The sequence below is a fragment of the Kineococcus sp. DHX-1 genome (assembly GCF_042473625.1).
GTDB lineage: Bacteria > Actinomycetota > Actinomycetes > Actinomycetales > Kineococcaceae > Kineococcus.
The window spans coordinates 2,302,516-2,325,087 of the sequence record NZ_CP170445.1 but is presented as its reverse complement, the minus strand read 5'-3'; the positions used below and the strand labels follow the sequence as shown (position 1 = coordinate 2,325,087).

Here is a 22,572-nt window from a genome sequence, read left to right as displayed (position 1 = left end):
AGGAAGGACCCCGGGATGAGCCGCTGGCCCTGGTCGGCGCGGCACTCGGCCGGCGACGACGTCCGCACCCGGGTCGTGCCCTGGGCGGTCGTCTCGCCCCTCGTGGTCGTGGGGGTCGTCGCCCTGGTCCAGGTCCTCTTCGACGGGGGCCCCACCCTGCAGGGCCTCCTCTCGGCGCTCGCGGGCGGGCTGGTCGCGGCGCTGCTGCTCCTCGTCCTGGCCCTGCAGTCGGCCGTGCGCCTCGACGTCGAGGGCCGCCACCAGCAGGAGGCGCTCGACGCGGCCCTGCGGCAGGCCCTGCACGACCCGCTGACCGACCTCGGCAACCGCCAGCTGTTCACCGACCGCCTCCAGCACGCCCTGGCCCGCCGCAGTTCCGGCGCCTGCGCCGTCCTGTACCTCGACCTCGACGGCTTCAAGGGCGTCAACGACACCCACGGGCACGCCGTCGGCGACATCGTCCTCGTCGAGGTGTCCAACCGGCTGCGCGCCGCCGTCCGTCCCGAGGACACGGTGGCCCGCTTCGGCGGTGACGAGTTCGCCGTCCTGTGCGAGGACCTCGCCGACGAGCTGAACGCCTCGCGCATCGCCGAGCGCGTCGTGAACTCCATCGCCGACCGGCCCATCGAGTTCGGTGGCGGCCGACGCCTGGTCATCACCCCCAGCGTGGGCATCGCGCTGGCCCGCGACGAGGCGGACGCCTCGAAGCTGCTGCGCCGAGCCGACGCCGCGCTGTACCGGGCGAAGGAGGGCGGCAAGGCCCGCTCGGAACTGTTCGACGAGCGGATGCAGGCGCAGGCCGTCGACACCCTGCAGACCGAGGTCGACCTGGCGCTCGCCGTCGCCGAGGGACAGCTGCGGCTGCACTACCAGCCGATCGTCGACCTGCGGGACGGGCACGTGCAGGGCGTCGAGGCGCTGCTGCGCTGGCAGCACCCGCGCCGGGGGTTGCTGCAGCCGGCCGACTTCGTGCCCCTGGCCGAGCGCAGCGGTCTCATCGTCGACATCGGCAAGTGGGTCATCGACGAGGCGTGGAAGACGTTGGAGCACTGGTACTCCACCATCGAGGACTGCCGTCTGACGGTCGCCGTGAACGTCTCGAGGCGCCAACTGGCGAACGCCGAACTCCTCGACGCCGTCGCCTCCTCGCAGCCGACCGGCCCGGCCGGGAACGCCCTGCTCGTGGAGGTGAGCGAGGAACTCCTCGTGGCCGACGCGAACGCGGGGTTCTCCACGCTGCACGCGCTGCGGATGATGGGCGTCCGCGTCGCGGTCGACGACTTCGGCGCCGGGGTCTCCTCCCTGGCCCACCTGCAGACGATGCCCATCGACCACGTCAAGGTGGACCGGCACTTCGTCGCCGGACTCGGCCGGCACCGCCAGGACGAGGCCGTCGTCGCCGGGATCATCGGCATGGCGAAGAACATGGGCGTGGGCGTCGTGGCGGAGGGCGTGGAGTCCTCCGACCAGCTCGAGGCGCTGAAGCGGCTCGGCTGCGACTCGGCCCAGGGTTTCCTGCTGGGCCGGCCGAGCCCCGACGTGCGCGACGTCGTGGACCTGCCGGCCCTGGAGGCACGGCAGGGCGCCGCTCCTGCTGTGCGGGAGGCGGTGCGGTAGGTTCCCCGGGTGCCGCGGATCGACCTGGAGGACCTCGACGACCCCCGGTACACGGGTTTCCTCAGGGACTTCACCGCGTTGCGCGACGTGCAGCTGCGGACGCGCCGGGAACCGGCCGAGGGGTTGTTCCTCGCCGAGAGCGTCGAGGTGATCCGCCGGGCGCTCGAGAGCGGGTACACGCCCCGGTCGTTCCTCGTCTCCCCGCACCGGTACGCCGAGCTCGCCGGGGACCTGCCCGAGGACGTGCCGGCCTTCGTGGCGCCGCCTGCGACCGTGGAGACGTTGACGGGTGTCGACCTGCACCGCGGGGCGCTGGGGTCCTTCGCCCGCCCCGTGCCGCGGTCGGTGGCCGACCTCCTCGGGGCGCTGCCGCCCGGCCCGGCCCGGCTCGTCGTGCTCGAGGACATCGCCGACGCCACGAACGTCGGGGCCATCGTCCGGTCCGTCGCGGCGTTCGGCGTCGACGGGTTCGTCGTCAGCCCGCGGTGCGCCGACCCGTTGTACCGGCGCAGCGTGCGCGTCTCGATGGGGACCGTCCTGCACCTGCCGTGGGCGCGGGCGGTGTCCTGGCCGGGGGACCTCGACCTGCTGCGGGACGCCGGGTTCACGGTCGCGGCGCTCGCCCTGTCGGACGACGCGGTCGCGCTGGGGGAGTTCGCGGCGCCGGAACGCCTGGCCTTCCTGCTCGGCACGGAAGGGGACGGGTTGAGCCGACGCGCGGTGGCCGCCGCCGACGTCGTCGTCCGCATCCCCATGGATCCCCGCGTCGACAGCCTCAACGTCGCCGCCGCGAGCGCGGTGGCGTTGTGGGAGACGCGGCGGGCGTAGCGTGAACCGCGTGCGCGTCGCCGTCCTGGGAGCCGGAGCGTGGGGGACGACCGTCGCCGGCGTCCTCGCGCAGAACTCTGACGTCGGTTTGTGGTGCCGGCGGGCCGACCTCGCCGCGGAGATCGCGGCGACCCGCGAGAACTCCCGCTACCTGCCCGGTGTGGAGCTGCCCTCTCGAGTCCTCGCGACCCCCGACGTGGCGGTGGCGCTGCGGGGGGTGTCACTGGTCGTGCTGGCGGTCCCGTTGCAGCAGTTGCGGTCCCGGCTCACGGCCTGGCGACCGGAGTTCCCGGGCGTCCCGGTGGTGAACCTCGCCAAGGGGGTCGAGACGGCGACGGGGGAGTTCGGGACGGAGGTCGTGCACGACGTGCTGCGCGACCGGCAGGTGCTGGCGTTGTCGGGGCCGAACCTCGCCGCCGAGATCGCGCGGGGCCAGCCGGCGGCGACCGTCGTGGCGGGCCCGGACGAACGCCTCGCGCAGCACGTGGCGGCCGTCTTCACGACCCCGCAGTTCCACGCCCACGCGGTCACCGACGTCGTCGGGGTCGACGTCGCGGGCGCCTTCAAGAACGTCGTCGCGCTGGCGGTCGGGATGGTCGAGGGCGCCGGGCTGGGGGCGAACGCGCGGGCGGCGGTGCTGACGCTGGGCCTCAGCGAGATGGCCACCCTCGGCGGTCGGCTGGGGGCGCGGCCGGAGACGTTCCTGGGACTGGCCGGGGCCGGTGACCTCGTCGCCACGAGCACGTCGACGCTCTCGCGCAACCACCGGGTCGGCCTGGCGCTGGGGGAGGGGTTGCCGCTCGCGGACGCGGTCGGCCGGGCCGGCGGGACCGCCGAGGGGGTCGCGACCGCCCCCGCCCTGCTGCGCCGCGACCCCGACCTGCCGTTCGTGCGTGACGTCGTCGCCGTGCTGGCGGGGGAGCGGTCACCCGTCGCCGCGGTGTCCCGCCTCCTCTCGGCGACGTGAGACCAGACGCCGCAGCGCGAACCACGCCACCGGGAGGTACGGGGCTGGGCCGTCGAAGGTGGTGACGCACCCGCCCGGGACGGCGCGGACGGCGTGGACCATCCGGATCCCGAGCACGCGCCACGACCACGTCATGGCGTCCTCGTCGGCCGCGGTGATCGTGAAGCGGAGCCGGACCGGTCCGCGGTGGACGCGACCCGTGACGCCCACGGCGATCCGTTCCGCGTCGGCGTCCACGGACGTCATGTGCGGGGCCCAGGACGGCCAGCGGGCGATCTGCCTGTAGTCGGCCCAGACCGCCGCCGCCGGCCGCGGTCCCCGCACGGTGAGGCGCACGTCAGCTCTGCGGGATGTCCATGGCGATGTCCACGACCTCCGCGCCTGGGAGGGCGGCGAGGTCGCTGCCGCGGACGACCAGCTTGGAGCGCCGCAGGCCCGAGCCGACGAGCAGCCAGTCGGTGTCGGCGACCCGCTGGTCCACGAGGACCCGCCAGCCGGACGGCAACCCCACGGGGGTGATGCCGCCGTACTCCATGCCGGACTCCTCCACGGCGCGGTCCATCGACAGGAACGAGGCCTTGCGGACCTCCAGCAGCCGTTTCACGGCGCCGTTCACGTCGGCCCGCGTGCTGGCCAGGACGACGCACGCGGCGATCCGTTCCTCACCCTCCCGCTTGCCCGCGACGACGACGCAGTTCGCCGACCCGTCGAGCGGGACACCGGCCGCCTCGACCAGGGCCGCGGTGTCGGCGAGGTCGGGATCGATGTCGGCGACCCACGCCCCCTGCGGCAGGGCCGCCCGCACCGCTTCGGGGAGGAGGTGCAGGTGGTCGGCCGCGGGCAGGAGGGTCAGGGAGCCGGCCGCGTGCTGGGCGTCGCTCACCGGAAGTAGACGGGGCTGAGCGTCGCGCGCGCCAGCACGTGGCCCAGGGACGTGAAGGCGGCGACCGTCGGCGTCGCACCCTCGGGCAGGCCGAGCGACTCGACGTCCAGGGCGTGCACCGCGAAGACGTACCGGTGTGCGCGGTCCCCGGGCGGCGGCGCCGCCCCCGTGAAGTCCTCGGTGCCCATGTCGTTGCGCAGGACGGTCGCACCTTGCGGGGCGGCAGTGCCCTGCTCCAGGCTCGTGACGCCCACCGGGACGTCGACGATCGTCCAGTGCCAGAACCCGGCCGGCGTCGGCGCGTCGGGGTCGAAGCAGTTCACGAGGAAGCTCTTGGTGCCTTCGGGGAACCCGTCCCAGCTCAGCTGCGGCGAGACGTTGCCGCCGGCGTGCTTCTCGTCCAGCTGCTCACCCGACGTGACGTCGACCGAGTGCAGCGCGAAGGACGGCACCGTGGGGAGCAGGGAGTAGGGGTCCGGGGCGATGGGTCGTTCGAGGTTCATGCTTCCGACGCTAACGGGCGCGGGCCGGACCGGCCCCTCGACCGGTCCGGACCGCGTCCCAGTGTCAGTCCTTGCGGACGAGGGGGGCGTCCAGCGGCTGGTCCTTGCCGTACAGGACGGCCTGGGTCGCGCGGTGCGCGCGCGGGTTCACGACGATCGGCGCGAAGAGGTTCATCGTGGCCTTCTCTGCCCCCTCCTGCATGTTGACGACGGCCAGGACGGCGCCATCCTCCTCGTTCTCCAGCTCCAGCGACTTGGCGGTCTCGCCGTCGATGACGGGTTCGTAGTCCGGGTAGAACGGCATCGGGTCGGCGACGACGAGCTGCAGGCTCGGGTCCGACATCGAGCGCATCGTGAAGAACATGCCGTCGTCGTCGAGCGGCTGCAGCTCAAAGCTCTTGTGCTGCTCGAGCCCGGCGAGCGGGGCGATGAACTCGATCTTGGGAGTGGTTTCGGAGGCGATGCTCACGGTGGTGTTCCCTTCGTCTGCAGACCCCGGGTGTTCTGGCCCGAGGTGCTCTGGCTGCTCGACCACTACAGACAGTAGCGGCATCTGCGCTGTCCGTCGCGTCCTTCCGTGTCCCCGCCAGAAGCACGAACGCCCCGCCGGGATCCGGCGGGGCGTTCAGGTCGCGCAGGTGCTCTCAGGCACTTATGAGCGGAGCCCGCAGGGGGAGGTCGGTGCCCACGAGCACCGACTGCGCCGCCCGCATCGTGCGGTGGTTGATGACGATGGGCGCCAAGAGGTTCACCGTCGAGCTGGCCGGGTCGTCCCCGACCGTCACGACGTTGAGGACGGCTGCTTCGGTCGCGTCCCGCAGGTCCAGAGCGGCGACCGTCTCGTCGTCGATCTCCGGGGCGTAGCCCGGGAAGAAGCGGGTCGGGGCGACGACGACCAGGCGCAGGCCGGAACCGCTGGCGTCGCGCAGGGACCACAGGGTGCCCTCCTCGTCCAGGGGGACGAGGTGGAAGGCGGTCTGCTCGCCGAACCCCATGATCGGGGAGACGAACTCGATGATCGGAGCGGTCACAGGCGCGTCGGTCATGAGGGTCACTCTAGGAACTCCGGAGGTGGGGAGGGGGATGGAACGTTTCCGGTGGGTGCGGTGTGCGCGTGTCAGCGCAGGAAGTCCAGCAAGGACGTCTGGACGGTCTTCGCCGTGACCTGCAGAGCAGCCTGGTAGGCGACGTTCTGCTGGGTGAACTCGAGGTAGGCCTTGGCCGGGTCGACGCCCTGGACGTCGTCGAGCTGGGACTGCAGGTACTGCAGCTGTCCCGAGTTCACGTCCTCGGCGTGGTCGAGCTGGTTGGTCCGGGCACCGATCGTCGCCATGGCGTTCGTGGCGAGGTTGATGCGGCTGTCGATGCTCGAGAGGGTCACCGAGCTGGTGGCGACGTTGCCGGCGGCGACGTCGGCCGCCAGCGTGTCGAGCTCGGCGAAGAGCGAGGTGGTCCCGGCGCCCTGGACGCCGTAGACGCTGTTGCCGTTGACGTTGACGGTCATCTTGACGCCGGGGGAGATCTCGCGCTGGACGGTCCCGCTGTCGTCACCCGACGCGTAGGTCGTGGGGTCGAAGGCGGCCGTCGTGGCCGAGGACCCCGCGAAGACCGCGCGACCCTGGAACTGCGTGTTGGCGTCACCGAGGATGCTGTTCTTCGCCTCGGTGATCTGCTTGGCGATCGCCTTCAGGCCGTTGCTGTCCAGCGCGCCGTTGCCGGCCTGCACGACGAGGCCGCGGATGAATTGCAGGCTGTCGGTGGTGCTCTGCAGCGCCGGCTCCTGCGTCGTCATCCAGCCCCGCGCCTCGGTGAGGTTGCGCGAGTTCTCGGTGTTGACGGCGATCTGGTCGTTGAGGCGCAGCGCCGCGGCGGCGCGGACGGAGTCGTCCGAGCCCTTCGACAGCGACGTCCCGCTGGTGATCTGCTCCTGCAGCTTGGCGGTCCGCGATTGGGTGTACTGCAGGTTGGTGAGCGCCTGGTTGGCGATGCTGCGCTGGGTCACACGGCCGAGCATGGTGGTCCTCCGGTCAGGTCAGTCGTCAGCGGCCGACGAGGCCGGTGCGGTTGATGAGGGTGTCGAGCGCCTCGTCGATGCTCGTCAGGACGCGGGCGGCCGCGGAGTAGGCGTGCTGGTAGGCGACGAGGTTGGTCATCTCCTCGTCGAGGTTGACGCCCGAGACACCGTCGGCGACGGCGGAGGACTTCAGCGACACCTGGGAGGCCAGGTCGGCGCGGTTGGACGCCGACTGCGTCGAGGCGGCCAGGTTGGTGACGTTGGTCCGCCAGCTGCTCTTGACGTCGGCGAAGGCGCCGGAGACGGCCTTGGCGTAGGCGCGGTCGGCGGAGCCGGTGCCGGTCCCGGTGCCGGAGCTGTCCCGGAAGGTGGAACTGGTGACGGCGACCTGCAACTGCGAGGCCTTGACGGGGCTGCCGGCCGTCCACCCGGGAGCGACGCTGCTGAAGAAGGTCGCGCCGTAGGCGGTGTTGACGGTCGACGCGAGCGTCGTAGCGAAGTCGTCGAGACCTTTCTGCTGGTCGGCCAGGGTCTTGTTGGCCCCGTCGAGGACACCCTTGAGGGAGCCCGTCACCGGGCCGGCGTCCTGCCCGCCGATGCTCGCGACGATCTGGTTGCCGATCTTCTCCGCCCCGGCGGCGACGGCGGTCTTGTCGGTGGGGCTCGTCTGGGTGGACAGCCGCATCTCGTAGGAGAAGTCGCCCGAGACGATGGTGGCGTTGCCGACGAAGACGTCGACGGTGCCGTTGTCGCGGTTGACGACGCGCGAGCCGGTGATGTCGGCCAGCTGCGTCAGGTACTGGTCGCGCTGGTCCATGAGCTCGTTCGCCGAGGCGCCGTTGCCGAGCGTCTCGCGGATGGAGGTGTTGAGCTTGGCCACGTTGGTGGCGATCGTGTTGGCCTGCGACGCGAGCGTCTGGGCCTGCAGACCGAGCTGGTCGTACTGGGCCTCGAGCTGGTCGTTCATCCCGGACACCTGCGTCGCCACGGTCTGGCTGCGGGTGATGACGAGCGACTGCGCGCCGGCGAGGCCGTCCGTGCCGCTCTTGGCCGCCAGGTCGCTCCACGAGGCGGACAGGTCCGCGAGGTTCTTGCTCAGCCCGGTCGCCCCGGTGTCGCCGATGGCGCTCTCGATGCCGGACCACACGGTGCTGGCCGCAGCCTGCTCCTTGGCCGCCGCCGAGTCCTGGCGTGCGGTCGCCGTGGCGAGCGCGTCGGAGACGCGGGTCAGGCCCGTGACGACGACGCCGTCACCGGGAACGTACTTCTGCGTGAACTGACCGGTCTGGTTCAGGACGCTCGCCGACTGCTCGACGCGCTGGCGCGAGTAGCCGTCGGTGTTGACGTTGGCGATGTTCTGGCCCGTGACCTCCATGCCGCGCTGGGCGGCGGACAGGGCGCGGGAGGCGTTGTTGATGCCGGAGAAGGTGCTCATCGTCTGGGGGTCCTTTCAGCAGGCCGGTCAGAGTGCTTCGTCGACGAAGTGGGCGCGGGAGCCACCGGTCGGCGCGGCCATGTTCTTGCCCTTGGCGGTGTAGGTGTCGAGGGGCTTGTCCAGCCCGAGCAGCGTCTCGCGCAGGGCGCGGGAGCCGGCGTTGAGGAGGTCGCGGTTGGCGTCGGCCAGGTCCTGGATCTCCGCGGTGAGGGTCAGGAAGGCGTCGCGGTGACCGCGGAAGATCTCACCCCACGGGTCCGGCGCCGCGTCGGCCACGGCGTTGAGGCTGGGACCGGGCTCGAGGTCGAGCTCGGCGGCCACGGCGTCCACCTCGGTCGCGCGCAGGAGCTCGGTCGTCCGGATCTGCTCCATGACGAACTCGACCTCGCGGGTCGCGTGCGCCAGCCAGCGCGTGCGGCCGCTGGCCAGCACGAGCTGCTCCTCCTCCAGCTTGAACAGGAGCAGCTCCAGCAGCTCCCGCTCCTTCCAGAGGATGCCGGAGACCTCGGCGAGTCCCATGCGTGTCCTTCCCCGTTGCCTGTCGTGGGTGGTGCTCGAGGCGTCCATCGGCGGGCGCTACCACGAGCTGAGGCGGCGGGAGGGTGGATCCGGGAGGTCGGCTGGCTAGGATCGGCCCAGGGACGACGGGGGAGGAGGTGGCGCCGATGAGCGTCTCGGTGACGAGCGTCTTCCCGTTGACGTGGGAGGAGTTGCCCCGCGAGACCGCCGGCCCGCGCATGGAGCTGATCGACGGGAGCCTGCACGTGACACCTCTTGGCGATCTGCGGCACCAGCGGCTTGTCACCCGGCTGAGCGGAGCCCTGTCGGCCTCCTGCCCGAGCGGCTGGGTCGTGCTGGCCGGCGCCAACGTGCTGCGCCGGGGAGCCACAGACCGCCTGCTCATCCCGGATGTCGTCGTGCTCGCCGAGGACGCGCTCGACGAGGGCGGGGTCTACGCGGACCCCTCCGACGTCCTGCTGGTCGTCGAGGTGGAGTTCCCGTCGACCCGGTCCGTCGACCGGCTGCTCAAGCGCGACCTGTACGCGCAGTGGCGGATCAGCGACTACTGGGTCGTCGACCCCGAGGCCCGCACACTGACGCGGCTGGAGCTCGGACCCGACCGCGTCTACGCACCGGGGCGGGGGAGCGCGCACTGGCTGGCCGGGTACGACGAGGCTGGGCTCTGGGCGTGATCAGCTGCCGGTCTTCCTGACGAACTGCGCGTTCTTGGACGGCTTGCGCAGGGCGTAGGGCCGGCCGTCCTCGCGGGCCCGTCGCATCTCCTGGTTCAGCACGCGCGCCTCCTCCTCCATCGCGCGGTTGACCGCGCTCTGGTCCAGCCCGCGGGAGCGCTCCTTCGCGATGTGGTCGTTGCGGCCGATCTCGTGCTCGACGTCGAGGAAGTTCTTGGCGCACAGCGCGTAGAGGGCGCTGACGCGCTCCTCGTTCTTCACCGCGTAGTTGTCGAGGAAGGTCGGCGTCAGCCAGCCCTTCTTGTAGGCGAACTCCAGGTCCTGCACGACCTGCCACAACGGCTTCACGAACGTCCTCCTGCCTCACTGGTCCCGTGCGCCTCAGGGTTCGGGCGACGGGTGCTCCGGAACAACTCTCGGCGCGCGGATGGGGTCCGCTGAACACCGCTGGGCCGATCGGGTCGGACGTCACCCTCTCCGGCGATGGGCGCACGGTGCGTGGCGCGGGCGGTCCCGTTCGGAGCAACGCGCCGGGGTGAGGACTCACCCGATCGGCGCTCAAGTCACGAGGGGGGACGTGCCGAGAGAGGGTGTGTGACCGCAGACGTTGCCACCGCCACCCGGGAGCTCCCCATGGTCGAGCTCAGCGCCTCCCAGCGCAGCGCGCTCGTCGAGCAGCACCTGCCGCTCGTCGGCTACATCACCTCCGAGTTCATCGGCCGTCTGCCCTCGCACGTGAGCCGCGACGACCTGACCTCGGCCGGCCTCATGGCGCTCTTCCAGGCGTCGCGGGCCTACGACCCCACCACGGGCGTCCCGTTCAACCGCTACGCCAACACCCGCATCCGCGGCGCCATCCTCGACGATCTGCGCGGTCAGGACTGGGCCTCGCGCGGCGTCCGCAGCCGGCAGCGCAAGCTGTCGCAGACCGAGGACCAGCTGACGACGCAGCTCGGCCGGACGCCGACCTCCAGCGAGCTCGCCTCCACCCTCGGGGTGTCCGAGAAGGAGTTGGCCGAGACCCGCGACGAGGCGCAGCGCTCCATGGTGCTGTCGATGCAGGGCTTCACCGCCGAGGGTGCCTCCCTGGACGACCACCTGCCGACGCACACCCCCGGCCCGGAACAGGAGCTCCTGCACCGCGAGCGCCTGGGCTACCTGCGCTCGGCCGTCAGCGTCCTGCCCGAGCGGCTCCGGCACGTCGTGGAGGGCTACTTCCTGCACGAGCGGCCCATGGCGGAGCTGGCCGAGGAGCTCGGCGTCTCGGAGTCCCGCATCTCTCAGATGCGCGCCGAGGCCCTCGTCCTCCTGCGCGACGGGATGAACACGCACCTGTCGCCCGAGATGGTGCTGAAGTCCGCCGGCTCCGGCGCGGCCGTGAAGCGCAAGGAGGCGTACTACGCCGCCGTCGGGACGCAGACCGACTTCCGAAGCCGGCTGGCGCTGTCCAGCTTCGCGCAGTTCTCCGTGCCGGCGATGCGCACCGCCTGAACCGTCTCACCTCGAAGGCCCCGCTCCGAACTTCGGTGCGGGGCCTTCGGTGTTCTCGCAATGCCGTCACACAGCGCGACAGCACGCCACGCTCTGTGCTTCCATGGAGGGGCAACGAGGTGTCGCGCACTGCGGTGCCCCGTCGGCAGCGGGACAACCGCGTCCAGCAGTCCTGGAGGGACTCCAGGGGGACGCGGTTCGGGTGGGTCGGAAGAGTCACCCGTTTGCCACGTGACGAGATGCTCAGGTGGGAAGCCCGCAAGCCGATGGATGAAGTGTCAGGCCACGGACGGCCGACGCAAGACACCCCCCTAGGCCCCACATCACGGAGGAATCGTCACCATGGGTCTTCGCATCAACTCCAACATCGCCGCTCTGTCTTCGTACAACAACCTGAACAAGACGGACAAGGCTGTCAGCGGCTCGCTCGAGAAGCTGTCCTCGGGCTTCCGCATCAACAAGGCTGCGGACGACGCCGCCGGCCTGGTCGTCTCCGAGGGCCTGAAGTCGCAGATCGGCGGCCTCACCGTCGCGGTCCGCAACGCGCAGGACGGCGTCAACGTCGCTCAGACCGCTGACGGCGCGCTCGGCACCGTCACCGACATCCTGCAGCGCATGCGCGACCTGGCCGTTCAGGCGTCGAACTCCGGTTCGCAGGACACGACCGCTCAGGCTGCAGCGAACAGCGAGTTCTCGCAGCTGAGCAAGGAGCTCGACCGCATCTCCGCGACGACCTCCTTCGGCAACCAGAGCCTCCTCAGCGGCTCTTACAACGGTCAGTTCCAGATCGGCGCCTTCAACACCGCCAACGACCGCGTGGCCGTTGACCTGACGGCGAACGTCTTCGGTACTGCGGTTCCCGCAGCGTCTGCAACGGCTCTCAAGTCGACCGGCTCGGTCGTCGCCAACACCCGTCTCGACTACACCGCTGGCGGTGGCGGCACTGGCACGCCCGGTGCGGCGACCAGCTTCACTGTCTCCGTCGATGGTGGTGCTGCGACCACTGTCAACCTCACGGGGGTTTACGCTGACGCGAACGCCAAGCTCACCGCCATCAACACGGCACTGTCGTCCGCTGGCGTGACGGCCAGCTACGACGCGTCCGGCCACCTCGCCTTCACGACGACCGCCACCGGCACTGGCCACTCGATCACCATCGGTGGGACCGGCGCGACGGCGGAGTTCGGGACGGCGACGACGTCCGGCGGCGCGGCGGCCACCTACGGTACGGCGACCGGCTTCACCGCCGCGGGCCTCGGCCTGGGCAGCACCAGCGTCGCCACGACCGCTGGCGCGCAGACCGCCATCGCGGACGTCGACAACGCGCTCAAGAACGTCTCCGCGGCTCGTGCGACCGTCGGCGCCATCCAGAACCGCTTCGAGAAGACGATCGACAACCTGAACACGGCGATCCAGAACATCACCGCGTCCAACTCCGCCATCCGCGACACCGACATGGCGGCCGAGATGACCAAGTTCACGAAGAACCAGGTTCTCGCGCAGGCCGGCACGTCGATGCTCGCCCAGGCCAACTCCTCGACGCAGAACATCCTCACCCTGCTGCGTGGCTGAGTTCGCTGACTGAGGTCGGGTAGCTCCGGCTCACCCTCCTCACCAGGCGGGGGACACCGCACGCGGTGTTCCCCGCCTTCTTTCATGTCACTTCCATCGACATCAGACAGGAGCACCGGATCATGACCTCTGTGTCATCCTCCTCCTCCGCCGTCGACGGGCTGATCAGCGGACTCGACACCAGCAGCATCATCGCCAAACTGCTCAGCGTCGATGCGGCACCGCAAACCCAGCTGAAGAACAACGTCTCGGCGGCGCAGACGAAGGTCAACGCCTACCAGAGCGTCAACGCCCGACTCTCGGCGCTGCAGACGGCGGCCTCCGCGCTGACCCAGCCGTCGACGTGGACCGCCGCGAAGGCGTCGTCCTCGGACACCAACGTCACGGCGACCGCGACGGCCTCGGCCACGCCGGGCGCCATCGCCTTCACCGTAGACTCCCTGGCCTCGGGGAAGTCCATCCTCAGCAGGTCCTTCGACCCGTCCAGTCCCGACATCAGGGCAGCGTTGAGCATCCCGTTGGACGTGGTGGCCTCCGACGGAACCCTCCTCGGGACGGTGAACCCCACCTCGGGCTCTCTAAGCGACGTCACCGCTGCCATCAACAAGGTGGCCGGCCTGGGGCTGACCGCCGTCGCGGTCCGCATCAGTGACGGCAACTACCGGTTGCAGATCAGCAGCAGCGGCACTGGGGCGACCAAGGGAAACTTCGACCTCGTCCCCGTCGTCGCCAACTCCGACGGATCCTTGTCGGTCAGGAATTCCGACGGCACCACGACCCCGAATCCTGTCGTGGGGCAGAAGATCGCCGGGTACACCACGCCGTCGGGGACGACGTCGGTCGGGGGCTATGACCTGCTGACGAAGGCTCAGGACGCGCAGATCTCGATCTCGACCCTGACCGGCTCCGGATCGATTCCGGTCACGTCCGCGACCAACACGTTCAACGATCTGATGCCAGGGGTTGCTGTGACGGTCTCCGGCGTCACGCCTGCTGGTGGTGCCCCGGCACGCGTCAGCGTAGCCACCGACGCCTCGGCGGTCGTGAACTCGGTGAGTTCTCTCGTCACTGCAGCGAACGCCGCGCTCTCGGAGATCGCGAAGCAGTCTTCGAGTGGCCAGGTGGGCGCGACGGGAGCGGTTTCCGGTGCCGGCGTGCTAAACGGTGACTCGGCCGTCCGGTCACTCAAGGCGCGCATCATCAGCGCAGTCACGTCCGCCCTCGGGGGGAGCGTGTCTGCGGCGAAGTACGGGTTGCAGTCGACCTCGGACGGTCAGTTGAAGTTCGACCAGGGGGTGTTCTCGGCGGCGTACGCGGCCGACCCGAAGGGCACCCAGTCCGCGTTGGCGCCGACGAGCCTCGACAGCACGAGCACCGCACAAGGCGTCGTCGAGCGTCTCGCCGCCGTCACCAAGGCGGCGACGGACTCGGTCACCGGAACGCTGACGTCGGCAATCAAGGGGCAGACGTCGACGATCTCGGACCTCACCAAGCGCATCTCGGACTGGGACGTCCGCCTGCAGGCCAAGCAGGCGTACTACCAGAAGTACTACTCCCAGCTGGAGATCGCGCTGCAGAAGTCCCAGAGCCAGGGCAACTGGCTCTCGGGTCAGCTCGCCAGCATGAACTCCAGCAACGGCTGATCCCAGCTCAGGAAGCCGGTCACCACGTCCTGTGGTGGCCGGCTTCGTGCTTTCTGGAATCGGACGGTCGTGGGCCTGCAGTCGGCGCGCAAAGTGCCGATGGAGCCCCTGACACCGGAACACCTCTGGAGGAAAGCAGCGCATGACCCAGACGATGTTTGGCGCCCGCAACGCCAGCCGCTACCTCGGTGACAGCCTGGCGACCGCCAGCCCGGCTGCCCTCCTCGTCATGCTGTACGACCGTCTCGTCCTGGACCTGCAGCGCGCGGAGAACGCGCAGCTCGCCGGTGACCGGGAGACGGCGCACCACAACCTCGTGCACGCCCAGGACATCGTCGCCGAGCTCCGGAACAGCCTCGACGTCGAGGCGTGGGAGGGGGGCGAGAACCTCATGGCCCTCTACAACTGGCTGTCCAAGGAGCTCATCGCCGCCAACCTCAGCGGGGACGCGGCACGCACGGCCGCTTGCCGCACCGTCACCGTCGAGCCGCTGGCCGAGGCATGGCGCGGCGCAGCGCTCGAGTACCTCAGCGGCGGGACTGCATGACGGTCCCGGGTGCGGTGGGGTCCGCCGCGCTGGGTGAGTCCCGCGAAGCCGTCGACTGGTCCGCCGCCTGGGATGCCGCCCTGCGGACTGTCGAGCTGGACGTCGCTGAGGCCGAGCGCCTCATCGACGCGATGCACGCCGGGGTCGACGCCCCTGACGTGGTGCCGACTACGGACTGGGTCGCGCCGGCGGCCCTCGGCCAGGTGCCGCGCGAGTTCGCCGAGAGGGCACGCGCCCTGCTGCAGCGCCAGCTCGAGGTGAGCGACCGCCTCGTCGAAGCGATGGTGTACGCACGCTCGCAGCGTCGAGGCCTCAGCAAGTTCGACGCCGCGGAACGTCCTCCGGTCTTCGTCGACCAGGCGATCTGAGGTCTCGACGTCACAGGCAGTCCTGAGACCGGCGATCGGGTGACTCGGGTCAAGCGGGTCGAGCCCCGGTCGACATCTAGAAGGTATCTAGATGTCGACCGGGGCTTTCGTGTCCCTGCCGGAGGATCCCGTGCTCAACCGTCGCCTCACCCGCGCTGCCGCCGCCGTGGCCGCCGCGTCCGTCCTGAGCGTGTGGTCCCCCCAGGTGGGCTACGAGCTCGGGTTGTCCTCGAGCAACCGCGCCGCCGCGGCGGTCAGCGTCGCGCCGAGCGGCCTCAAGGTCGACGTCGGGGACACGCGGCTGTTCGCGCGGTGGAACGCCGCCACCGACGCTTCCGTCACCGGTTACAAGGTCACCTACACCTGGCTCGGAGTCGTGGGAGTGGTGCTGGGCGGCAGCCGCACGGTGACGGTCCCCGCGCCCGCCACCTCTGCGACCCTGACCGGGCTCACCAACAACGTCTCCTACACGGTCAGCGTGACGGCGGTGAACGCCGACGGTGAGTCCCCGTCGTCGACCTCGGTGAGCGCCACGCCGACGGCCACGGGCACGCCGTTGCAGCCCACCGGCCTCACTGCCGCCGTCGCCGACAGTGCCGTCCCCCTCACCTGGACCCTGCCGGTCGACGCCAACCGCAAGCGCGTCGACGTCTACCGCAACGGGACCTTCCTCGCGTCCCCCACGGGGGCCAACGCGACCAGCTGGACGGACAACGCCGTCACGAACGGTCGCACGTACAGCTACCAGGTCGTCGCCGTGAACGACGCCAACCCCGTCAGCAGGTCGGACTACTCCGCGGCGGCGACCGGTGCCCCGGTCGACCTCACGCCCCCGGCGGTTCCCGCAGGACTGACGGCCTCGCCGACCGACCGGCGCGTCAACCTGTCGTGGACGGCGAACACCGAACCCGACTTCGACCACTACGTGCTGTCGGGTGGGCCCCTGAGCAACCTCTCCGTCACCGGGACGTCTTTCGCCGTCACGGGCCTCACCAACGGCACCTCCTACACGTTCGCCCTGGCCGCCGTCGACGCTCGCGGGAACACGTCCGCCACCAGGACCGTGACGTCGCGCCCCCTCGACGACGTGGCTCCCGACGTCCCCACAGGTCTCGTGGCCCAGCCGGCGGACGGTGCGCTCTCCCTGAGCTGGAACCCCTCCGCCGCCACCGACACCAACGCCTACCGGGTGTACGTGGACGGGACGTTCCGCACGGCCGTTCCGGCCGGGACCACTAGGACCACCGTCTCGGGGCTGACCAACGGCACCACCTACCAGGTGCAGGTGTCCGCCGCCGACGCCGTGCCCAACGAGTCGGCGAAGAGCGCCCCGGTCTACGGCACCCCCGTGGACCTGACGGCTCCGTCGGCGCCCACCGCCTTCGTCGCGACAGCCGGGGACGGCTCGGCGACCTTCACCTGGAACCGGAGCCCGGAGAACGACGTCGCCCGGTACGTCGTCCGCCGTTCCGGCTCGTCCACCAATCTGGCGGTGGTCGGTGCGAGCGCATCGACCGCCACGGTCACCGGGTTGGCCAATGGCACGGCGGGTTCGTTCGTCGTCGTCGCGATCGACGGTGCGGGCAACGAGTCGCTGCCCAGCAACGTCGCCTCGGTCACCCCGCGGGACACGACGCCCCCCGCCGCGCCGCGGAACCTCGCGGGCAGCGCGGGCGACGGCGCGGTGTCGTTGTCCTGGGACGCCGGCACGGAACCGGACCTGGACCACTACGTGGTGCGCAACGGAACCGGAGCCACCGTCGCCACGGTCACCAAGGACGTGCGGACAGTCTCGGTCGGCAACCTCGCCAACGACACCGCCGTCACCTTCACGGTGGTCGCCGTCGACACCGCGGGCAACGTGTCGGGTTCCAGCAACGCGGTCACGGTGACGCCCCGCGACACCACGCCCCCGTCCGCGCCGACGGGCCTGACGGCCACGCCGGGCGACGGGCGCGCGACCCTGCGGTGGACCGGGAGCCCCGAGACCGACGTCGCCACCTACCTGGTGAAGAACTCCTCCGGCGCAACCGTGGCGACGATCAGTGCCCCCGGGACGAGCGCGACCGTCACGGGTCTGACGAACGGGACGAGCAGCTCCTTCACCGTGGTGGCGGTCGACCGCGCGGGCAACGCCTCCGCTGCGAGCGGTGCGGTGACCGTCACGCCGGTGGATATCACGCCTCCCGGCGCACCGAGCGCCGTGGGCAGCAGCGCGGGCGACTCGACCGTGACCGTGACGTGGACCCGGTCCAGCGACCCCGACGTCGACCACTACGACGTCGTCGACCAGACCGGCACCGTGCGGGTCACCGCTCCGGCGAGCGCGTCGTCGGCGACCGTCGGGGGTCTGTCGAACGGGACCACCTACACGTTCTCCGTCGTGGCCGTGGACGCCGCCGGGAACCGTTCGGTGGCAGGTGCGGCGCCGGCCGCAACGCCCAGTACCCCGCAACTCCCCGCCCCGACCGGCCTGTCGGGAACTCCCGGGAACTCCGCGGTCACCCTCCAGTGGAGCGCTGTCCCCGGCGCGGTGTCCTACGACGTGCTCGTGAACGGGACGCTCGTGCAGTCGGCCACGACGACGAGCGCCACCGTGACGGGGCTGACCAACGGGACGGCCTCGTCGTTCGCGGTCCGGGCCGTCGCCTCGTCCGGGCAGCGTGGTGCGACGTCGTCCCCGGTGGTCCTGACCCCCACGGCCCCCGCGACGGGTGGCGGAACCTCTTCCCCCACCGGCAGCGGCGGGGGATCGGGCACGGCGTTGTCCCGCGACGGCCGGTTCACCGTCTTCGGCACCGCGGCGCAGCTCGAGCCCAGCGACACGAACACCCAGTACGAGCTCTACGTCAAGGACGGGGTGACCGGCACCGTGACGCGTCTGGCCCCCGGGGCCGCGGGCACCGACCTGAGCGCCAGCCGTGTCGCGATCAGCGACGACGGGCGCTACGCCGTGGTCACCACGACCGCTGCTCTGGTGGCCGCTGACACGAACCGCGCCCTGGACGTCTACCGGCTCGACCGGCAGACGGGCGTGTGGCAGCTCGTCAGCGTGCCGTCCTCCGGTGCGGTGTCGACGACGGCGGGGACCGACGTGGTGACCGGGAACCGCGTGTACTCGACGGCTCCCTCGCTGGCGATGACCGCCGATGGGAACCAGGTGTTCTTCTTCTCCTCCCGCTCCGACCTCGTGCCCGGTGACACCAACGCCGCTCGAGACTTGTTCCGGAAGGACCTCAGCACCGGTGAGGTCACCCGGGTCGACGCTGATCCCAACGGGAACCAGATCGCCGGGGGGACCATCGGGGCGGCTCTCGACGTGACGCCGGACGGCCGGTACGTCCTGTTCGCCACCGCGTTGCAGAACAGTCCCGTCCTGTGGCGCAAGGACCTGCAGACCGGTGCTCTCGAGGTGGCGGCCGGCGCCGGGACGTGGGGGTCGGTGAACTACACCGCGCGTGTCGACCTGGGGGCGAACGATGTCTCCCTCAGCGACGACGGACGGTTCACCGCGTTCAGCTCCAACGACTCCCGCTTCACGAGCGGAGCGGGGGAGTACCTGGCATACCGCCAGGACATGACGACGCGCCAGGTCGTGAGGGCGGGGATCGTCGGGCAGAAGACGACGTGGGAGCACGGCGTGCAGCTCGACCCGACGGGGCGTTTCGCGTTCTTCGCCACGACGGCGGACTACGGCGCGGACACCGATCAGCACACCGACTGGTACCGGCGCGATCTCAACGCCGCGGGTACCGACCCCGCGATGGTGACGTCGCAGGCGTCGGGAGCGCCGTCGTCGCGGCGCATGACCAGCGATGTCATGCCGGCCGAGTTCGGCAGCATTGTCGTCCTGTCCGGCAGTTCCGTGGTGGTCGCGACCATGCAGGCCCTCGTCGCGTCCGACACGAACGGGAAGATGGACCTCTACGCCAAGGACCTCACCAGCGGCGCCGTGAGCCCGCTCGCCTGAGAACGCAGAACGGCCGCCCGGTGGACCGGGCGGCCGTTTTCTGTGCTTCCCACCAACAGCGAGGGTCAAGCCGCCGCGATCCGCAACGGCGCCGGCCGCGCGAGGTGGTACCCCTGCCCCAACCCCACCCCGAGCTCGCGCAGTACCGCGAGCTCGGCGGCCGTCTCGATCCCCTCGGCGATGATGCGCGCGCCAGTGGCTTGCGCGAACGTCACGAGGCCGGCGGCCAGCGCCCGGCGGGAGGTGTCGGCGTCGATGCCGCGCACGAGGGAGATGTCGAGCTTGATGAAGTCCGGCAGCATCGCCAGGACGTGCGACAGGGACGCGTAGCCCGCGCCGGTGTCGTCGACGGCGATGCGCAGACCGTTGCGGCGCAGGGGTTCGAGCGCCTGCAGGAGGGCGGTGTAGTCCGCGACGGCGGAGTGCTCGGTGATCTCGACGACGACGCGGTCCAGCGGCAGCGCCTGCAGGCGCCGGAGGAACCCCGGTGTCGTGATGGTCGAGGGGGAGACGTTGAGCGCGAGGAAACCCGGCAGGTGCGGCAACCCGCGCAGCGCGTTGTCGAGGGCGGACAGTTCCAGGTCCTCCCCGGCGCCGACCTCGGCGGCGTCGGCGAACCAGCGGTCCGGGCTCGGGGTTCCCGCGGGGAACCGGCTGAGCGCCTCGGCGCCGACGGTGGCGCCGGAGACGAGGTCGACGACGGGCTGGTAGACGACGACGGGGCCGCCGGAGGCGTCGAGGTCGGCGAGCCGGGCCAGTCGCGCCCGCCGCAGCCGGCGGGCTCCGTCCTCCTCCTCGACGAGTTCCATGACGGCGTCGGCGACGGCGCTGAGGACCTCGGCGTCGCGGTCGCGCAACCCGGGGTCGGGCTGGCGGGACAACGCGCACAACGTCCCGTAGAGGGAACCGTCGCGGCGCCGCAGCGGGATGCCGACGTACGTCCGCGCGCCCGCCGCCCGCGCCGAGGACTGCTCGAACGCAGGCACGCCCAGGTCGGGCACGACGAACGGCCGGCCGGTGGCGACGACGCGGTCGCACAGCCCGTCGTCCTGCGCGGCCGGCATGCCCGGCACGTAGGGGACCGTCCGCGGACAGGCCACGTTGCGGATCAGACGTCGTTCGCCCTCGATGGTCGTGATGAAGGCGATGTCGGCGCCGAGCTGGCGCCGGGCGAGGTCGAGGAGGGCGTCCAGGGGACTGCGGCCGGGGGCGGGGGGAGCGGGGGCCGGCCGGCGGTGGGGAGTCGTCGGCACGTCGGCGGCCAGACGCTCCTCGGCGCTCGCCCACGTCGCGAAGAGGGTCGTCTCGTACGAGCGCGTCGCGTGGCCGGTCCGGGTGCCGATCCCGGCGGCGGCCAGCGCGGTGCGCAGCCGCTCCGTGAGGGCGGCGGCCCCGGTCGCATCCGTGCCCGGCAGCAGCAGCCCGAACCGGTCGGGGGCGGTGCGCGCGACGAGGTCGCCGCCCCGCAGTCGTGCCGCGGCGGCCGCGGCGGCGCGGTGCAGGAGGGCGTCGCCGGCGGGCAGCCCCAGCTCGGCGTTGACCTCGGTCAGCCCTTGGACCTCGAGCAGCACCAGCGAGACGGGGAGGGCGTGCCGGGCGGCGTGCTGCTCCTCGGCGGCCAGGGCCTCCTGCCAGGCGGGCAGCGTCGCGATCCCGGTCACCTCGTCGACCCGGCCCTCGACGGCGGCGTGCCGGTCGGCGCGGGTCCGGTCGGCGAGCTCGAGCTCGGCGGCGAGCAGCGCCCCCAGCAGGTCCCCCTGCAACCGGATGCTGTCCAGCAGGCCCGGGAGGCGGGTGCCGTCCCCCTCGCCGATGCCGCACAACGTCGCCAGGACCCGTCCGTCGGGCGAGGTCAGGGGCACGCTGACGACGGAGACGGGCCGTCCCTCGACGGCACCCGGCCGGCCGGCCAGGGAGTCCGGCCACCGCGGCATCGCCAGGGACAGCGGGTGCGCGCCCTCCTCGACCACGCGGCGGCAGTGCGTGTCGGCCCACGGCAGCGCGTCGCCCACCTGCACGCCGAGGACGGGGTCCAGGGCAGCCACGAGCACCTGGTCCGGTCCCTCGGTGCGCCCGATCCACCAGCTCGGCAGCTCCGCGCGGTCGGCGAGGTCGCGCAGGGCGCGCTGCGCGACGGCGACGAAGTCCACCGCGTTCGCGGGCGCGGAGGGGACGGGCGGGGACACGTGCACGTGATCGGGTCCCCTTCCGAGGTGCTTGAGAGTTCGTCCACCACGTGGGCGAAAGCTTCCAGAATGTCAACGCTGCGTAAAAGGAGTGTGACGGACGAAACGCTTCCGGTGTGCCGACCGATGGAAGTGGACAGTGGGGAACAGCTCGCCACGCACCGCAGGAGACCACCGGGAGACCCGATGCCGACCACCCGCACCACGCTCGCCGCGTGCCTCGTGCTGCAGGGCACCACCGACACCGGTGCCCTCGCACCCGCGCTCGAGCAGGACCTGCGCGGTCTCGTGGACGTCGCCGACGAGGTCGTCGTCTACGACACCGCCGACCACATCGCCCCCGGCAGCCCCGCCTTCGCGGCCACGCTGCACCCCGCCGTGACGGTCGTCTCCGGCTTCTGGGCCGACGACCGCGAGCGGGCCCAGGAGGCAGCGCTCGCCCACGTCGGGTCCGACTGGGCGCTGTGCGTCCTCGCCGGTGAGCGCGTCACCGTCTCGACCGAGGAGCTGCGCGACCTGCTGCACCGCGCCACCGACGTCCCCGCCATGTCCGTGCGGGTCGACGACGTCGTCCGCGGCTCCCACCGCTCGGCGCGGCTGCTGCACAAGGCCGCGCCGGGCACGTGCCGCGCCGGTGACGTCCCCGAGGTCCCGAGCGCGCTGCTGACCGTCCGCCAGCCGGTCGCCACCACCGCGAGCCTGCCGCGCCAGCGGGGCGTGTTCGACCGCGTCTGACCTCGGGCCGGGGCGGGGTGCGCGGCTAGGCTGGTCCTGACCCGGAGGGGGTGTCCGTGACCGAGCAGTCGACCTCGTTGTCCACCGTGGGACGGTCCCTCAGCTGGGAGGAGTACGAGAGCCTTCCGGAGGACCCGCGTTCGGAGTACATCGACGGGCGTCTCGTCGTGAGCCCGAGCTCCAGCAGGCAGCACCAGAAGATCGCACAGCGTCTGACCTCCACGATCGAAGCGGTCCTGCCGCCGTCGCACGAGGCGAACGCGGCCTGGGCGTGGAAGCCCGGGCGAGACGAGTTCATCCCCGACGTCATGGTCTACGACCTCACCACCGCAAGCGTCGGCACCGGTGCACGTTTCACCGGCACCCCTGAGCTGGTGGTCGAGGTCCTGTCCTCCAACCGCGGCGATGACCTCGTCTGGAAGAGCGCGAAGTACGCCGCAGCGGGATTGCCGCGGTACTGGATCGTCGACCCCCGTGACGAGCGGGTCACCGCCTACGCCCTGGTCGACGGGATCCTCACGCCCACGGTGACGCTGGGACGCGGTGACGTCGGCGACCTCGACGTCGGCGTCGCCAGGGTGCGCATCGACGTCGAGGCTGTCCTGGGCTGAGCCGCAGCT

General features: G+C 71.4%; 22 protein-coding genes. 12 read left to right on the top strand and 10 right to left on the bottom strand.

Features of this window, described 5'->3' with window-relative positions; translation table 11 throughout:
* The first annotated feature begins 15 nt into the window (after nucleotides 1-15).
* The 3 genes from ACFEMC_RS11235 to ACFEMC_RS11225 are packed head-to-tail and all read left to right on the top strand — an operon-like array spanning nucleotide 16 to nucleotide 3,412.
* Entirely contained in the window at nucleotides 16-1,617 is a 1,602-nt protein-coding gene (locus ACFEMC_RS11235) for a putative bifunctional diguanylate cyclase/phosphodiesterase (protein ID WP_380176358.1), read from the top strand.
* A 9-nt stretch (nucleotides 1,618-1,626) separates the two neighbouring features.
* A complete protein-coding gene (locus tag ACFEMC_RS11230; RefSeq protein ID WP_380176356.1) occupies nucleotides 1,627-2,445 on the top strand; it encodes a TrmH family RNA methyltransferase in 819 nt (272 codons plus the stop codon).
* Nucleotides 2,446-2,455: 10 nt separating this feature from the next.
* A complete protein-coding gene (locus ACFEMC_RS11225) occupies nucleotides 2,456-3,412 on the top strand; it encodes an NAD(P)H-dependent glycerol-3-phosphate dehydrogenase (RefSeq protein WP_380176354.1) in 957 nt (318 codons plus the stop codon).
* Here ACFEMC_RS11225 and ACFEMC_RS11220 read toward each other — a convergent pair.
* The 8 genes from ACFEMC_RS11220 to flgN form a co-directional block, all read right to left on the bottom strand.
* Nucleotides 3,371-3,748, bottom strand: coding sequence for an SRPBCC family protein (locus ACFEMC_RS11220; RefSeq protein ID WP_380176352.1), 378 nt, complete (start codon nucleotides 3,746-3,748; stop codon nucleotides 3,371-3,373). The two genes, ACFEMC_RS11225 and ACFEMC_RS11220, sit on opposite strands and share 42 nt — an antisense overlap.
* Nucleotide 3,749: 1 nt before the next feature.
* On the bottom strand, nucleotides 3,750-4,295 hold the full coding sequence (locus tag ACFEMC_RS11215; RefSeq protein WP_380176350.1) for a YbaK/EbsC family protein: 546 nt from the start codon (nucleotides 4,293-4,295) through the stop codon (nucleotides 3,750-3,752).
* Nucleotides 4,292-4,798 carry a YbhB/YbcL family Raf kinase inhibitor-like protein gene (locus ACFEMC_RS11210; protein ID WP_380176348.1) on the bottom strand — a complete coding sequence of 169 codons (507 nt, stop codon included), beginning with the start codon at nucleotides 4,796-4,798 and terminating at the stop codon, nucleotides 4,292-4,294. The genes ACFEMC_RS11215 and ACFEMC_RS11210 overlap by 4 nt, the downstream gene beginning before the upstream one ends.
* Before the next feature lie 64 nt (nucleotides 4,799-4,862).
* Nucleotides 4,863-5,267: a flagellar assembly protein FliW gene (gene fliW / locus ACFEMC_RS11205; RefSeq protein ID WP_380176346.1), complete on the bottom strand. Its 405-nt coding sequence runs from the start codon at nucleotides 5,265-5,267 to the stop codon at nucleotides 4,863-4,865.
* A 175-nt stretch (nucleotides 5,268-5,442) separates the two neighbouring features.
* Nucleotides 5,443-5,844, bottom strand: a complete 402-nt coding sequence (gene fliW, locus ACFEMC_RS11200; RefSeq protein ID WP_380176344.1) for a flagellar assembly protein FliW — start codon at nucleotides 5,842-5,844, stop codon at nucleotides 5,443-5,445.
* Between the two features lie 71 nt (nucleotides 5,845-5,915).
* Nucleotides 5,916-6,800, bottom strand: coding sequence for a flagellar hook-associated protein FlgL (gene flgL / locus ACFEMC_RS11195; RefSeq protein ID WP_380176342.1), 885 nt, complete (start codon nucleotides 6,798-6,800; stop codon nucleotides 5,916-5,918).
* A gap of 37 nt (nucleotides 6,801-6,837) precedes the next feature.
* A complete protein-coding gene (gene flgK, locus ACFEMC_RS11190; RefSeq protein WP_380176340.1) occupies nucleotides 6,838-8,247 on the bottom strand; it encodes a flagellar hook-associated protein FlgK in 1,410 nt (469 codons plus the stop codon).
* A gap of 27 nt (nucleotides 8,248-8,274) precedes the next feature.
* The gene (gene flgN / locus ACFEMC_RS11185; protein WP_367638678.1) at nucleotides 8,275-8,766 is read right to left on the bottom strand and encodes a flagellar export chaperone FlgN; all 492 of its coding nucleotides are present in this window, start codon (nucleotides 8,764-8,766) and stop codon (nucleotides 8,275-8,277) included.
* A gap of 146 nt (nucleotides 8,767-8,912) precedes the next feature.
* Here flgN and ACFEMC_RS11180 point away from each other — a divergent pair, with 146 nt between their 5' ends.
* Nucleotides 8,913-9,440, top strand: a complete 528-nt coding sequence (locus tag ACFEMC_RS11180) for a Uma2 family endonuclease (RefSeq protein WP_380176338.1) — start codon at nucleotides 8,913-8,915, stop codon at nucleotides 9,438-9,440.
* On the opposite strand, the gene ACFEMC_RS11175 is transcribed toward ACFEMC_RS11180, so the two are convergent.
* Entirely contained in the window at nucleotides 9,441-9,788 is a 348-nt protein-coding gene (locus ACFEMC_RS11175; protein ID WP_380176336.1) for a hypothetical protein, read from the bottom strand.
* A 246-nt stretch (nucleotides 9,789-10,034) separates the two neighbouring features.
* Here ACFEMC_RS11175 and ACFEMC_RS11170 point away from each other — a divergent pair, with 246 nt between their 5' ends.
* From ACFEMC_RS11170 to ACFEMC_RS11145, 6 genes are all read left to right on the top strand, one after another.
* Nucleotides 10,035-10,931, top strand: coding sequence for a sigma-70 family RNA polymerase sigma factor (locus tag ACFEMC_RS11170; protein ID WP_380176334.1), 897 nt, complete (start codon nucleotides 10,035-10,037; stop codon nucleotides 10,929-10,931).
* Between the two features lie 342 nt (nucleotides 10,932-11,273).
* Nucleotides 11,274-12,503 carry a flagellin gene (locus tag ACFEMC_RS11165; protein ID WP_380176332.1) on the top strand — a complete coding sequence of 410 codons (1,230 nt, stop codon included), beginning with the start codon at nucleotides 11,274-11,276 and terminating at the stop codon, nucleotides 12,501-12,503.
* 65 nt (nucleotides 12,504-12,568) lie between these two features.
* On the top strand, nucleotides 12,569-14,146 hold the full coding sequence (fliD, locus tag ACFEMC_RS11160; protein WP_380176330.1) for a flagellar filament capping protein FliD: 1,578 nt from the start codon (nucleotides 12,569-12,571) through the stop codon (nucleotides 14,144-14,146).
* Between the two features lie 142 nt (nucleotides 14,147-14,288).
* Nucleotides 14,289-14,693 carry a flagellar export chaperone FliS gene (fliS, locus tag ACFEMC_RS11155; protein ID WP_380176328.1) on the top strand — a complete coding sequence of 135 codons (405 nt, stop codon included), beginning with the start codon at nucleotides 14,289-14,291 and terminating at the stop codon, nucleotides 14,691-14,693.
* Entirely contained in the window at nucleotides 14,690-15,061 is a 372-nt protein-coding gene (locus ACFEMC_RS11150; RefSeq protein ID WP_380176326.1) for a hypothetical protein, read from the top strand. The genes fliS and ACFEMC_RS11150 overlap by 4 nt, the downstream gene beginning before the upstream one ends.
* 91 nt (nucleotides 15,062-15,152) lie before the next feature.
* Nucleotides 15,153-19,031, top strand: coding sequence for a fibronectin type III domain-containing protein (locus ACFEMC_RS11145; RefSeq protein ID WP_380176324.1), 3,879 nt, complete (start codon nucleotides 15,153-15,155; stop codon nucleotides 19,029-19,031).
* Between the two features lie 65 nt (nucleotides 19,032-19,096).
* Here ACFEMC_RS11145 and ACFEMC_RS11140 read toward each other — a convergent pair whose 3' ends face one another.
* The gene (locus ACFEMC_RS11140) at nucleotides 19,097-21,217 is read right to left on the bottom strand and encodes an EAL domain-containing protein (RefSeq protein WP_380176322.1); all 2,121 of its coding nucleotides are present in this window, start codon (nucleotides 21,215-21,217) and stop codon (nucleotides 19,097-19,099) included.
* A 186-nt stretch (nucleotides 21,218-21,403) separates the two neighbouring features.
* Here ACFEMC_RS11140 and ACFEMC_RS11135 point away from each other — a divergent pair, with 186 nt between their 5' ends.
* Nucleotides 21,404-21,952: a hypothetical protein gene (locus ACFEMC_RS11135; RefSeq protein ID WP_380176320.1), complete on the top strand. Its 549-nt coding sequence runs from the start codon at nucleotides 21,404-21,406 to the stop codon at nucleotides 21,950-21,952.
* A 56-nt stretch (nucleotides 21,953-22,008) separates the two neighbouring features.
* Complete coding sequence (locus ACFEMC_RS11130) at nucleotides 22,009-22,563, top strand: Uma2 family endonuclease (RefSeq protein WP_380176317.1); 555 nt, start codon at nucleotides 22,009-22,011, stop codon at nucleotides 22,561-22,563.
* The last annotated feature ends 9 nt before the right edge of the window (nucleotides 22,564-22,572 follow it).

Coding starts and splice junctions, on each gene's coding strand:
- fliS (WP_380176328.1), top strand. CDS start 14,289: ATGACCCAGACGATGTTTGGCGCCCGCAACGCCAGCCGCTACCTCGGT.
- ACFEMC_RS11180 (WP_380176338.1), top strand. CDS start 8,913: ATGAGCGTCTCGGTGACGAGCGTCTTCCCGTTGACGTGGGAGGAGTTG.
- ACFEMC_RS11235 (WP_380176358.1), top strand. CDS start 16: ATGAGCCGCTGGCCCTGGTCGGCGCGGCACTCGGCCGGCGACGACGTC.
- ACFEMC_RS11210 (WP_380176348.1), bottom strand. CDS start 4,798: ATGAACCTCGAACGACCCATCGCCCCGGACCCCTACTCCCTGCTCCCC.
- fliW (WP_380176344.1), bottom strand. CDS start 5,844: ATGACCGACGCGCCTGTGACCGCTCCGATCATCGAGTTCGTCTCCCCG.
- ACFEMC_RS11145 (WP_380176324.1), top strand. CDS start 15,153: ATGTCGACCGGGGCTTTCGTGTCCCTGCCGGAGGATCCCGTGCTCAAC.
- ACFEMC_RS11165 (WP_380176332.1), top strand. CDS start 11,274: ATGGGTCTTCGCATCAACTCCAACATCGCCGCTCTGTCTTCGTACAAC.
- ACFEMC_RS11150 (WP_380176326.1), top strand. CDS start 14,690: ATGACGGTCCCGGGTGCGGTGGGGTCCGCCGCGCTGGGTGAGTCCCGC.
- flgK (WP_380176340.1), bottom strand. CDS start 8,247: ATGAGCACCTTCTCCGGCATCAACAACGCCTCCCGCGCCCTGTCCGCC.
- ACFEMC_RS11135 (WP_380176320.1), top strand. CDS start 21,404: ATGCCGACCACCCGCACCACGCTCGCCGCGTGCCTCGTGCTGCAGGGC.
- flgN (WP_367638678.1), bottom strand. CDS start 8,766: ATGGGACTCGCCGAGGTCTCCGGCATCCTCTGGAAGGAGCGGGAGCTG.